At 66.6% G+C, this 12,762-nt stretch carries 12 protein-coding genes; 5 read left to right on the top strand and 7 right to left on the bottom strand.

All coding sequences use genetic code 11. The features are described from left to right. The first annotated feature begins 11 nt into the window (after positions 1 to 11). The 3 genes from ACW5DW_RS06415 to ACW5DW_RS06405 are packed head-to-tail and all read left to right on the top strand — an operon-like array spanning position 12 to position 3,979. Complete coding sequence (locus ACW5DW_RS06415) at positions 12 to 3,242, top strand: DUF6519 domain-containing protein (protein WP_457017926.1); 3,231 nt, start codon at positions 12 to 14, stop codon at positions 3,240 to 3,242. A gap of 12 nt (positions 3,243 to 3,254) precedes the next feature. Then, entirely contained in the window at positions 3,255 to 3,755 is a 501-nt protein-coding gene (locus ACW5DW_RS06410; RefSeq protein ID WP_457017925.1) for a hypothetical protein, read from the top strand. After that, positions 3,755 to 3,979: a hypothetical protein gene (locus ACW5DW_RS06405; protein WP_457017924.1), complete on the top strand. Its 225-nt coding sequence runs from the start codon at positions 3,755 to 3,757 to the stop codon at positions 3,977 to 3,979. Before ACW5DW_RS06410 ends, ACW5DW_RS06405 begins: the two co-directional genes overlap by 1 nt. On the opposite strand, the gene ACW5DW_RS06400 is transcribed toward ACW5DW_RS06405, so the two are convergent. The 5 genes from ACW5DW_RS06400 to ACW5DW_RS06380 form a co-directional block, all read right to left on the bottom strand. Further along, positions 3,963 to 4,997 (bottom strand): catalase family protein, encoded by a 1,035-nt coding sequence (locus ACW5DW_RS06400; protein WP_457017923.1) that lies wholly within the window; start codon positions 4,995 to 4,997, stop codon positions 3,963 to 3,965. The genes ACW5DW_RS06405 and ACW5DW_RS06400 overlap by 17 nt on opposite strands. Before the next feature lie 57 nt (positions 4,998 to 5,054). Next, positions 5,055 to 6,371, bottom strand: coding sequence for a Dyp-type peroxidase (locus tag ACW5DW_RS06395; protein WP_457017922.1), 1,317 nt, complete (start codon positions 6,369 to 6,371; stop codon positions 5,055 to 5,057). 25 nt (positions 6,372 to 6,396) lie between these two features. Continuing rightward, positions 6,397 to 6,939, bottom strand: coding sequence for a hypothetical protein (locus ACW5DW_RS06390; protein ID WP_457017921.1), 543 nt, complete (start codon positions 6,937 to 6,939; stop codon positions 6,397 to 6,399). Positions 6,940 to 6,950: 11 nt separating this feature from the next. Continuing rightward, positions 6,951 to 7,982 carry an NAD(P)-dependent alcohol dehydrogenase gene (locus ACW5DW_RS06385; protein ID WP_457017920.1) on the bottom strand — a complete coding sequence of 344 codons (1,032 nt, stop codon included), beginning with the start codon at positions 7,980 to 7,982 and terminating at the stop codon, positions 6,951 to 6,953. A 219-nt stretch (positions 7,983 to 8,201) separates the two neighbouring features. Further along, on the bottom strand, positions 8,202 to 8,714 hold the full coding sequence (locus ACW5DW_RS06380; RefSeq protein WP_457017919.1) for a hypothetical protein: 513 nt from the start codon (positions 8,712 to 8,714) through the stop codon (positions 8,202 to 8,204). Positions 8,715 to 9,224: 510 nt separating this feature from the next. On the opposite strand from ACW5DW_RS06380, the gene ACW5DW_RS06375 reads away from it, so the two are divergent. Next, complete coding sequence (locus ACW5DW_RS06375) at positions 9,225 to 9,806, top strand: lipid-binding SYLF domain-containing protein (protein WP_457017918.1); 582 nt, start codon at positions 9,225 to 9,227, stop codon at positions 9,804 to 9,806. 22 nt (positions 9,807 to 9,828) lie between these two features. After that, positions 9,829 to 10,059, top strand: coding sequence for a hypothetical protein (locus tag ACW5DW_RS06370; protein WP_457017917.1), 231 nt, complete (start codon positions 9,829 to 9,831; stop codon positions 10,057 to 10,059). Positions 10,060 to 10,106: 47 nt separating this feature from the next. Here the strand turns inward: ACW5DW_RS06370 and ACW5DW_RS06365 are convergent, their stop codons facing one another. Beyond that, entirely contained in the window at positions 10,107 to 10,421 is a 315-nt protein-coding gene (locus tag ACW5DW_RS06365; RefSeq protein WP_457017916.1) for a hypothetical protein, read from the bottom strand. Between the two features lie 48 nt (positions 10,422 to 10,469). Beyond that, on the bottom strand, positions 10,470 to 12,752 hold the full coding sequence (locus ACW5DW_RS06360) for a patatin-like phospholipase family protein (RefSeq protein ID WP_457017914.1): 2,283 nt from the start codon (positions 12,750 to 12,752) through the stop codon (positions 10,470 to 10,472). Between the last annotated feature and the right edge of the window lie 10 nt (positions 12,753 to 12,762).

The following is a 12,762-nucleotide window of genomic DNA, read 5'->3' as shown; positions in this document are numbered from 1 at the left end:
GGAGCCTTCCCATGGCCACCGACCTCTCCCGCATCCGTCATGATCCCCTGCTCGACTGGTCCGGCGTGCAGCTCAAGCAGGGCGGCGTGCTGCTCGACGCGGACGCCAACGAACTGGTCGCGGTGCTCGACCGCCGCCTGCGTGCGCTCGCCAGCGACGTGCTCGGGCGCGCGACCGTGTCGCAGACCACCCCCGACGCCTTCCGCATCACCGCCAGCGCAGGCAGCCTGGAGATCGGCCGCGGCCGGCTGTATGTCGATGGCCTGCTCGCCGAGAACCATGGCGGCGGCGAGGCCGCATTCGATCCGCTGCTGGCCGAACCCCACGCCGTCGACCCGCTGGCCTACGACGCGCAGCCCTACCTGCCCTCCCCCCCCGGCCTGCCCGAGGCCGGCCGGCACCTGGTCTACCTGGACGTGTGGAACCGCGAAGTCACCGCGCTCGAAAACCCGTCCCTGGTCGAAAGCGCGGTCGGGGTCGACGCCAGTTCGCGACTGCAGACCGTGTGGCAGGTGCGCCTGCTCGACGAGACGCTCGACGCCGGCACCAGCTGCGCCACGCCCGACGCCGAACTTCCCGGCTGGAGCGCGCTGATCGCGCCGGCGGAGGGCCGCCTGAGCACGGGCACCTACGAGCTGCCGCCGCTGAGCGACCCCTGCGAGCTGCCGCCCAGCGGCGGATACCGCGGCCTGGAGAACCAGCTCTACCGGGTCGAGATCCACGATCCGGGCCTGCCCGGCGCAGGCGCGAGCTTCAAGTGGTCACGCGAGAACGCCAGCGTCGGCGCGCGCGTGTCCGCATACGTGTCGTCGACCGAGCTGGAACTCGAGACGCTCGGCCGCGACGAGGTGCTGGGCCTGCATGACGGCGACTGGGTCGAGATCCTCGACGATGTGCGCGAGTTCGCGCAGCGGCCGGGCGAACTGCGCCGGCTCTCGATCGCCGACCCCGGCAACCGCCGCGCCAGCTTCGCGCCCGCGCTGCCGGCCGACATGCTGCCGCCGGCCTTCCCCGACGACGCCCTGCCTGCGCAGCGCAACCTGCGCGTGCGCCGCTGGGACCAGGCCGGCAAGGTGTTCCGCGTGACCGGCACCGGCACCACCGCACAGGTCCAGGACCTCGATGCAGCGGGTTCCACCGGCCTGATCGCCGTCCCCGCTGCAGGCATCGAGCTGATCCTGGAGCACGGCGTGACCGTGGCGTTCTCCAGCGCCGGCAATCGCGGCTTCCGCCGCGGCGACTGGTGGACGTTTGCCGCGCGCACCGCCGATGCCAGCGTCGAGGCGCTTGTCGCAGCACCTCCGCGCGGCACCCACCACCACCACGCGCGCCTGGGCATCTGGGACGTCGCCGCGGGCAGCGTCAGCGACTGCCGCACGTCCTGGCCGCCCGCCGGCGGCGACGACTGCGGCTGCAGCCAGTGCGTCACCCCCGAATCGCACGCCAGCGGCCAGCTGACCATCCAGGGCGCCGTCGACCGCCTGCGCGACCGCGGCGGCACTGTGTGCCTGACCCCGGGCAACTACGCGCTGCAGGAGCCGGTGTTCCTGCGCGGCGCGCGCGCCATCACCATCCGCGGTCAGGGCGCCACCACCATCGTCACCGCGCCCGGCTCGGCCTTCGTCATCGAGACCGGCATGGCGATCTGCATCGAGAAGCTCTCGGTGCTGTCGGCCGGGCTGGAATCGGCGATCCGCATCCAGACCGCACTCGGCGTGACCCTGCGCGAGCTGCTGGTGTACGCCTTCGATGGCATCCGCGATCGGCGCAGCGCCGCGGTGGCGCTGTCGGGGCTGTGCGCCGGCATCACCATCCGCGACAACCTGTTCATCGCGCCCGATGGCATCCGCACCGAGACCGGCAACGAGGGCGGCCCCGCCTTCGCCCTGCTCGGTGCGCTGGCGATCGAGCACAACATCCTCTCCTGCCAGCGCAACGGCATCGCCTTCGACGGCAGCGTCGGGCACCTGTGGGACACCCGCATCGGCGACAACCAGTTCACCCAATGCCCCTCGCACGGCGTGCTGGTGCGCGGGCTGGCCACCGCCGGCAGTTCGCTGCGGGTGGAGGGCAACAACCTCAACCTGCGCGGCCACGGCATCGTCTGCGGCACCGGCAACGCCTGGATCGACGGCAACCGCGTGCACGGCACCGGAGACACGCCGCATGTCGACGGCAACGACGGCATCGCCCTGGTGCCCGGGCTCGACCGCGCCGGTGCGGCGCAGGTGCACGTGCTGGCCAACCAGGTCAGCGGCTTTCGCAACACCGGCATCGCGATCCGCGCACGCGTCGGCGACCTGATCGTCAAGCTCAACGTGGTGCGCGACTGCGGCAACGGCATCGTCATGACCGAGGACGCCGAGTCCGATTCGGCCAGCATCGAGAACAACCACGTGCGCGACATCACCGGTGCGCCGGGCGAGGCCAAGGCCACGATCGTCGCCGGCATCGCGGTGCTGCGCACCGCCGCGGCCACCATCGCCGGCAATCAGGTCCGCGAAATCGCCCGCGGTGGCGAGCAGCGCGTCTCGCTGTCGGCCGGCATCGTCGCCACCGGCGTCAGCCGCTCGCGCATCCACGGCAACGAAGTGAGCGGCATCGGGCCGGTGGGCGATTTCGCCGGCGCGGGCGTCGGCTTGCTGGTGCAGGCGCCACTGGACCGCACCGAGATCGCGCACAACCAGGTGCAGCGCGACGACGGCACGCAGGCCGGCACCAGCCCCTGGTACGCCCTGCTGGTGGGCGGCGTAGGCGCACGCGTGGCCAACGAGGCCGTCGCCGACGTCGACCTGAGCGTTGCCGCCGCAGCCGTGCACCACACCGTCAACCTGTCCACCGTGCGCCTGGACGCGCGCCGCACCCTGGTGCTCTCGGGCGACCGCGCCTATATCGCCACCGCCGCAAGCGATCTGTTCGCGGCCTCGGTGCTGGCGCGCGGGTCGGTGGCCACCGTGATCGGCAACATGCTGCTCGCGCGCGGCGGCTCGGTCGCGGTGGAGGTGCAGGCCGGCGCGGAAATCATGTTCAGCGACAACTGCTGCGAACTGTTCGACAACGGCCAGAACCCGGCCGTGCGCCTGCGCGCCCCGCTGCTGGTGATGAACGCCAACCGCGCCCGCAGCGTCACCAAGCCGACCGTGCAGCTGGCCGCCCAGTCCGTCGCCGCCGTGGGCAACATCACCAGCCACGGCATCGAGCCGCTGCCCGCGCAGTGGACCGCGCTCAACATCACCGCCTGAAGGAGCACCCCGATGCGCTTCCTCGTCATCAAGCAGGACACCTCGCTGCAGGCCCTCACTGCCCAACTGGTGAAAGACGGCACCAGCGAACCCGCCGCGCTCGATCGCCTGCGCGCCCTCAACCCCCACCTCGACCTGCAGCGCGTCGGCAAGGGCGCCGTGCTGCTGGTGCCCGACTCCCCCGGCTACCAGGCCGAAGGCGAGAAGGCCGGCGACGACGGCTTCGATCTCTTCGCCAGGGAAGTCGCCACCGCCCTGCGCGAAGGCACCACCCGCGCCACCGACGCCCTGGCCGCCGCCGAGGCCCAGGAAAAGGAAGTCGGCAAGCTGTTCAAGAGCGCCGCGATCCGCAAGCTGTCCGACGAGGACAGCGCCCTGCGCGAGCGCCTGGACACGGTGGCAAGCCGCGCAAGCGCGGCGTCGAAGGAATCGAAGGAAGTGACGCCGCAGCTGGAGGCGCTGAAGAAGGGAGCGGCGGAGGAATTGAAGAAGTTGCGGGAGTTGCTGGGGTGATGGGGCGGGACTTGGCGTCAGCTATCGCCGTCGAAATCGGACCAAAGCCGGAAATGCATGCGGGCTGCTATGGCGCCACGAAGCGCGCATGCGACATCATGCTGACGACTGCGCCTTCCGAAGACCTGCCGATGAGCCAGCTGCACGATGCAGTACTTGATGCTGCGTACTGTGGTGGGCGCGGGCTTTACCTGACTCAGATCGAGGTCAAAAAGGAAGCTTGATTGGTTCTTCCCGCCCGACGCCGTTGGTGGTCCTGCGGAACTCGGAGACCATGTCGTAGACGACTTTTCGCGCCCGGTTCATGTTTCCGATTGGCCGGTGCTCCGGCAGCGAATGCCATGGCGTGAAGGCAAGGGTTTCCGCCAGCTCCACGCCTTTTGTAGTCACCTCCTGGCGCGGAATGCGGATCATTGCCACCCGCTGGAATGGCGATTGCGCTTCGTCCCAGACCGTCAGCGGCGCCTCGATCGGCATCTTGACCGGATCGGTCTGGACTTGGACCAGGAAATCGAAATAGACATCGTCCTCACTGAGTTGCTGCCGCATCGCTTCACGCAGGAAGTCGGGCCCTTCGGCTTCCGGCGCACTGTTGGCCGTGCGGAACGTGGGTTTTGCGCTGAACTTGATCGCATGGGGACCAAGCATGTAGGGCACCTGGCTGAAGAACCTCGCCTGGAGCGGGTTGAAAAATGGCTCCAGCGACTGGCGCAGGAAGAGCGCGTGCTCGTGGGGATTTGCCTTGTAGAACTGCGCGCGGGTTTCCGGTGCATTGGCACGGTGGAGCCCCTCGTAGCTTTCGAAGCTCTGCGCGAGGAAGCCCGGGAAGTTGATCATGATGAAGTCTTGGGTTTGCGCGTGCTTGTCGCGCTCCAGCAATTTTTCCCCTTCGACGCCAAGCAACTTTACGGCCATGCCGCCCGACCGCGGATGACGCGTGTCCGGCTGGCTGAAGGTATCTCCTGCGGAGAACCGTATGATCGCGTCGAACTTCCGCGGCTTGCTGAAAACGCCGTGTCGGAGCTGGTATGGGAAATCGTCCAACACGATGAACTCCGCAGTCACCAACCCATGGGTCTTGGGGTGCGCGTCGCGCTGGATCCCGATGGAGCCCGGCGGGTATTGCTGATTGAGGCGCTCCATCGTCAACACCTTGAGCGTCTCGATGAACTTGTCCTCGTCCGGGTGGATCGTTTCTTCCGCCAAACCCGGCACGCGGGTGTTCGAGGGGGCGTTCGACATCAGCTCATCTCCTTGAAAGCGGGTTTTGGAGCGCCCGGCCCATAGAACCGTTCGCCTTCAGGTATCCAGTTCGGCCAACCAACGGAGGGCGCGCAAGCCGGGCGCGAAGAAATACTCGCCACCTTTGATGGTGACGAAAGCCGGCATGCCCTTGAGGCGCCGACGAATCGGTTCTTGCGGGATGGTGAACAGGCCTGTGCCGTCATTCGGGCCGATCATGGGATCCTTTTCGCCCTTGCTGCCGATGAAGGTGCCGTCGTTCACCCACTCCTTCTTCACGAACTCGAACTGCCGTTCGAGATCGGCACCGATGAAAAGGAACACGATACCGCGATCGACTCCGTCGTCCTCCAGGACGCCGGGCGGAAGCATCGGGCCATAGGCCGTTCCCCGCCGCATCACACGATGGACCCGCGAGACACCAATGATCCTTGCATCGCGTGGATGCATTCGCCGCGCGTGCGAACTCATCGGGCACTTCAGCCCGCGCGCATCGTCAGCTTCGTAGAGGAAATTGTTGTTGCGGCGAGGATCGTTTCCCAATTCGGGGTCATCGCGATCCGGCGCCAGGGAGAGCGGCGCGCCGCTGCGCCATCGCCCGACCATCTTGGCAGCCACGCGCTCCTCGTCCTCGGTGTCGACGGCATTCGCGCGCAGGTACTGGCGGAACACCGCCACGTGCGTGTGGTATTTCGCCATGGCGATGAAGGTGCCGTTCCTGCCGAGCGCCTCGGGGACAGGCACCGGGGTCTGTTCGCCGAACTCGTTTTCGTACCCGAGGAAAAACTCGCCGGCCTTGGTCGGCACCTCCTGCGGATTGTTGCCGACGAAGGGAGTGCCTTCGATCGCGGGATTGCTCAGGCCGTCGGCGAAACCGAACGGATTGCGCTTGTCGGCCGGCACGTGGCACGGCTGCCGCCAGATCACCTCGACCCCCGGGATGGACTTCATGACCTCGCGCGCGGTTGCCAGCACCGCCTCGAGCCGCGCCTCGTCCGGCGCCAGCGCCGAGACCGCGATGTGGACGTCGGGCCGGCCGAGCGGATACTCCCAGTGTTCGGGCGCGTTCTGGCCGACATCGCCGAGCATCGCAGCCCGTGCCGCCATACCCTGCTGGAACGCTACCGGGAAGCTGTCGAGCGAGGCCTGCGGCACGCCCAGGGCTTTCAGCCCCTGGAACGTAAGGGCGGCGCTGACCCAGGCCTGTCGCTCCGGCGAGGCGGGACTGGTCGCATTGTCCAGCGCCGGGATCAGTCGTCGCAGCATTTCCCGGCCCGCGCGCGCGTCGTCGACGCGCAGGAGAAAGTAAATGCCGACGTACGGCAGAGGCCGGGGCTGCAGGGCGCCATTCTGGATATCGTGCAGTTCGAGCATCGTCGCTGCCATTGGTGCCGCAGACCTAGTCGGATGCTTCGGCGAGGAGCGCCTTCAGGGCCGGATTCCGCAGCGCCTCCGCCGCGCCAGGCGCGTCGAGCGCCTCCTGAAACGCCGCCTGCACGCGGAGCGCCTTGCGGATCGCCTTGGCTGGCACGCCCGGATAGTACGAATAGGTGAGCAGCTCCTCGATCTTGTGATCCAACCAGAACTTGACGAACGCGGCGCGGTCCTCGGAACCGGGCCAGCCTTCCGTGTACTGCCAGGCGCTGTTGAACAGGCCGTACGTCGGACCCGGCGTGACCTCGCCCACGTAGAAGTCGCTCAGGTAGCTCTCGGTGTCCCCGTCGAACTCGCTGGTAAACACCAGGTAGTTGTCCAGGATGAAGAAGCGCTGGAAGTGCAGGATGCCCAGCACCTCCGAGATTGCGCCGAACGTTCCTGCCTTGCGCGCCTCCGCGACCAGGGCGTGGAGCTTCTCGAGCCCGCCGGGTTTGATGGGGGCAGCGATCGTATAGCTGTTGGTGGACGGCCGGGTAGCTCCCGCCGTCGATGGCTGGCTGGTCATGTCGTTTTCCTTCAGTCGTTCGGTGTGATGACGGCGCGGCCGTTGATTTTTCCGTGGTGCAACAGGTCGTACACGTCGGCGGCCCTTTCGAGGGGGAAGTGTTCGACGACCATCTTGATCTTTCCCGACTGGGCGAGACTCACCACTTCGATCAGCTCCGGGATGTACCCCCAGTAGGGCGAACACACCGAGCACTCGTGCGCCGGACTGCCGAACTTCACGGGTATCGCTCCGCTGCCCACGCCGACGATGGTCACGTTGCCCAGGACGCGGGCCACTTGTGCAGCCATGGCCAAGGTCGAGCTGGCGCCCACCATGTCGAGCACCAGTTCGGCACCCTGTCCCCGCGTGATATCCCTGATTCGCGCGACTGTGTTGTCGCCCGACAGCAGAACCTCGTCCGCGCCCATCTCCCTGGCGATCCGGAGCTTGGCCTCCGAGGTATCGACGGCAATGATGGTCGTTGCCCCGCTGAGCACGCGCAGGATCTGGATGGCCATCTGGCCGAGCCCGCCGGCTCCGATCAACACGGCGGTCGAACCCGCTCCCAGCAGGTGCAGCGATCGCTTGACCGCGTGGTAACTGGTCAGGGCGGCGTCGCTAAGCGGTGCGGCGACACGAGGATCGAGGGTGCCCAGGGCAATCAGGAAACGGGTCGACGGGACAAGGAAGTAAGGCGCCATTCCACCGTCCGATCCAATGCCTCCCGCCTTGATGTCGCCCGGGTTTTGGCAATAGTTCTCCCGGCCCACTCGGCAGTTCATGCACAACCCGCAACCCCACGGGCCGTAGACGAGCACCGGATCGCCTTTCGCGAACCCTGTCGCACCGGGCCCAAGCTTCTCCACCCATCCTGCGTTCTCATGGCCAAGCGTGAAGGGCGCAGGTCCGGGCTTCACGGATCCATCGAGAATGTGCAGGTCGGAATGGCAGGCGCCCGACCCCCCGACCTTGATAACGACCTGTCCAGCACCCGGCTCGGGCACCGGGACCTCGCGGAGCTCAGCCGGCTTGTGTGCGCCTACGAACTGGAAAGCTCTCATCTCGTGCCTTCTGTAATCAGGATGATCAATTCCTAGTACCGCTTGCCAGCATACGGTTGCCGCTGCACGACACGGTCCGGGCGACAACCAGAACAAGAATTAGCACTCAAGGTGGCGTTGATCCATAGGCCCTTGGTGCAGCGCCCTGAAGTTGAAGAGGCAGATCTCGACGCCATCGGGCTGAGCGCCTCAACGGCTCCAGATGACTGTGCCTTGGGACTATCGCTCGTCGGCCACGTCGCCACCGGGCAGCCGTGCTGCGGCGGGCTTTTCGCCAAGCGCCCGGTACAGCCGCACGATCGCTTCCTCCGCGACCAGCATCGTCACGATCACGACGATGAGCGTCACGATGCCGTGGAAACGCCCGAGGAACTGGACCTTGTCGCCGAAGGCTAGCGAGATCGCCTCAAGGATGACGAACTTCGAACCGAACAGCACGAGCCACGCGAAGAAGAACCTGAGAAACGTGTTGACACCGCCTCTCTTGCCCTTGAAGAAGCCGGAAACCCAGTGCTCGACTGCGATCGTGGCCTTCAGCAGGACTTGCAGCAACACAGCGGCGAGCAGCGAGATGCTGAAAGAATCGATGACGACTTTGTCCGAATACTCGACGAACAGGTTGAGCACGAGCAAGTCGATGAGGATGCCCGTGAAGTAGCGGACGAACAGCCTCTGCTTGTTGTTGAAAGGCTGTCCCGTCACGGGCATCAGCGCTTCGCTGGATAGCGTCATGGTGTTCTCCGTCATGTTCAACCGGCCAGTTGATGTCGGCAGCCAGCGCGGCCGCAACGCGAAGACAGGCCGCGACCGGATCCCGGTTGGCGGTGCCAGCCTGCGCCCGTTGCCCGCGTCCGTGCCGCGCCAGCTGCGCTGGCAGACTCGTCGTCTGGATGGCATGAGTCTGCGACGACGGCGGTTTGGCGGGAACTGGCACTTGGGGATGGGAACGTTGCCCCTGGGGACAGCAGCAGGAACGGTGCCAGCTTCTACGCGGGTGACGCTTGGCAGTGGCGCGTCGCCTTGCCCGTGCCGGATCGCCCAGTCTCGGATCGCACGCGCCTTTGCCGGACCGAGCCTGCCCCATCGGGCAATGGCGTGCGCACGATCGGCTAATACCGCCGCCCGATGGCGAGGAGAACAATGCAACGGCTGGCAGCGCGAGCGACCTGCACCTGGTGAACGTTGGCGCGTCTGCCAAGTCCGTTGGGGCAACCCACGAATTCCGACCGCGAAGGGAACGCCATGACTACGACCCTCAAGATCAGAAGCGCCATCACATCCGCGCTGTTGTGCCTGTTGCTGGTCATGTCCAACCTGGCCATGGCAGCAGACGCGGAGGCAACACGTGACAAGGTCCGCGCGCAGTCCAGCCAGGTGCTGGAACGACTGTACGCGGTCCAGCCCGGCGCCCGCGACACCATCGCCAGCGCCAAGGGCTATGCGACCTTCAGTCGCTGGGGCCTGACATTGGGCGCCATCGGCGGTAGTTTCGGCAGGGGCCTCCTCGTGGCCTTGCCGTCGCGCCAGGAGACCTTCATGCGCTTCGTGGAAGGTTCGGCCGGGGTGGGATTCGGCATCAAGAAGTACGACCTGATCTTCGTCTTCCAGGAAGAGGAGGCAATGGCCGGGTTCGCGACGCAAGGTTGGCAAGCAGGCGGCCAGGCGACTGCCGCCGCCATGAGCCGTGAAGGCGGCCAGACCATCGAAGGCGCGTTTTCGGTGTCGCCTGGCATCCTGGTCTACCAGGTCACGGAACGAGGACTGGCTGCTGAACTCGGAATCAAGGGCACCAAGTACTACCAGGACAAGGCTCTGAACCAGTGACTGGATCCGCGCGCAACACCAGATGGCCCGCGTATCGTTCGGTGGCGTCAATGCCGCACTCATCGCCGGCAACGCGGTCACGCACACCGGGTGCGGCACCTGCCCGGACTGCAGGAGCGCGTATCGTCCAACGCATAGGCCATCGGGCCGCAGTCAACTTTGCACGACGGTCGACGACATCGCGCAGGCCACGCTGCGCCTCGCCGTCTTTCCCACCAACGCGTTGACAGGCCAATCGCTGATCGCCAGCTAACGTTGGTCCATGGAGTGATGGCATCCGGCGGTGATGGACAGGAAGGATCAATTCGAACGGAAGGCCACAAGGACCGCTATCAAGCGCAGCGACAGGGCGACATAGACAAGGCACAGCAGGATCATCGAAGTCTTCGGGAAAGGCCGCTTCGACAACTGCGAAAGCCCGGAGAGCAGGTTCAGGATCGTCAGGAGAAGTCCGATCGTAACCATGCCCCACCCCACCACGAGGTCGAGCCCCATCGCCACGGCCAAGGTGGACGGATGCTCGCTCTGGAACATGCCCGCAGCGATCAGCAACGCGCAGACGACCAGGTTGCGGAGATTGGAAAAGACTTCGTTGACCCACTCGGATTCCTGCACGCGCGCCTCCCCGTTCCCCGCCGTCGCATCGAACCTGGATCCTCGCGGTCAGAATGGCCGCCCGACTTCCAGGAAGAAGACGCAGTTGCCCTGCTCACGGCAGCCGATGCCCAACAGCATCGGTCCCAGCCAAGAATCGAAGCCCGCGTACGCGCTTGCATTGAGAACGCCGTCGTCGAAGGCCATGTCCTGCCTGCGCTCCCACGCATTTCCGTATTCGATCGTCACGCCGACCTGGGCGGAGCGCCCCAGGAACTCGGTGACCTGGTAGGTGTACCCGCCGAGCACGAGCCCGTAATGCTGGCCGGTCAACTCGTTGAGCCGAAAGCCCGCGAGCCGTGCCCGGCCGCCGAGGCGGTAGCGGCTTTGCACGGGCAGGTCACCCGAAATCGTCGAATGGTAGGCGGCGCCCAGCTGCAGCGCGTGTTTTCCGAAGCTCTTCGCCGCGATGGTATCGAAGTCGACCTGGTCGAACTCGGTGTCGCTGCCCAGCCAGTCGCGCGAAGTCGTGTATCCGACGGAAGCGAAGTAGCCGTTGCGCGGAAAGAACAGGCTGTCCAGGCGGTCGACCGTGATGTTGGCGAACAGGTTTCCCTGCTCGAAGTCAAAGTCCTGCAGCGCAGGGTCGCCGACCTCGATACTGGCGCGTCCCTTGGCTCGCTGGACCCCGATGGTCGCAGCGCCGTGGTTGCCGAACTCGCGCGCTGCGCGCAGCCCCAGGCCCACCACCCGGACGTCGTAGGTAGCGATGTTGTTTCCAGATGTGTCGAAGACATGGATGTTCGGGTTCTCGTACCCGAGCCGCGCCACCAGCACGTTGCGGTTGGCCACGTCGAAGGGGTGGTAGTACTCGCCACGCAGGCCCGGTTCGCTGCCGATCGCGGCCGTGATGCGTGCCTCGGCGCCGAGCGGATTCAGCGGCGCGAACAGCACGGCCGCCCGCAGGTTGCTCTCGAAGCTGCCTTCGAAATCGGTGTTGAGCGTCAGTCCGAGCTGCAGGTAGTTCGGCCCTTGCGGCTTCTGGCGGGCCCGCAGCAGCACGCCGCTGCGGCCACCTTCATTGACGACTTCGTAGGTGATGCTTGACAGGGTTCCCAGTCCATATGCCCTGAGCAGGCGAGCTTCGACGCGCTCGGCATCGAGCACCTCGCCGACGGGGATTCCCACCTGCGACAGAAGCACCGCGTCGGCATACCCCGTCTCGTTCTCCAGGCGGACGAACTCGATCACCGGGGGCGTCGACGCTGTCGTCCTGCGCGCCTGCATCGCCTCCGCGTAGCGGGCGGGCGACAGCGAGAATCTCGCCAGCCGCGGACGCGCGGCCTCGGCGGCGACGGCACCGATCGCCAATGCCTCACGCGCCTTCTGGAAGTCGCCCGTGGCGACGTCGTCGCCAAGCGCGGGCACCACGAGCACGTCGTCGGTCCCCAGCGTCGCCAACTGCCGTGCGGTGTTTCCCGTCGTCATCATCCCGGTCATCTGGGAGAGGACGTCGAGCAGGCTCGCATCGCGGTCGAGCATGGTCAGCGGCGTTCCCACGTCCACCGCGATCACGATGTCCGCGCCCATCGCGCGCACCACGTCGATGGGCACCTGGTTGGCGAGCCCGCCATCGAGCAGCACGCGCCCGTCCACCTCCACCGGCTGGAAGATGCCGGGGAGCGACATGCTCGCGCGCATCGCCATCGCAAGGCTTCCACCGTGCAGGACCTCTGCCTCGCCCGTGTTGAGGTCCGTGGCGATGGCGCGATAGGGAATCGGCAACTGGTCGAAATCCTCGACCGTGCTGACGCCCAGGGTCGATCGCTCGAACAGGGCCAGGACCCGCTCTCCCTGTAGCATCCCCGGCGATACCTTCAGGCCTTCGCTGCCGATGCCGACGCCGATGGTAGCGAGGTTGTCGCGATCGTCCTGCTTGCGTCGGTACGAGCGTTCGGGGCGCTCGAGCGCGTCGTTGAACATCCGTGGCCAGTCGGTGGAAACCACCAGACGCTCCATGTCGTCCACCGGCATGCCGGACGCGTACAGCCCGCCCACCAGCGCCCCCATGCTGGTGCCGGCGACACAGTCCACGGGGATGCGCAGCGACTCGAGCATGCGCAGGACACTGATGTGCGCCACGCCGCGCGCGCCGCCCCCACCCAGGGCAAGTCCGATACGCGGGCGCGGGTCATCCGCGTCGCGGGCACCGCACGAGGACGCTCCGGCGACCTGATCTCCGGCGGTGTCATGGGCGGATGCAAGGCCTGCGAACAGGAGTGCGGGCAGCAACAGATGGCGCGGCCGACCGAGGACCACCAGGTGTGGCGAGCGTGGATTCGGAGCGCCCATTCGAGCCGTG

The sequence above is a fragment of the Luteimonas sp. A482 genome (genome assembly GCF_054072655.1).
Note: the sequence above shows the minus strand (reverse complement) of the source record. Positions and strands in the feature narration are given on the sequence as shown.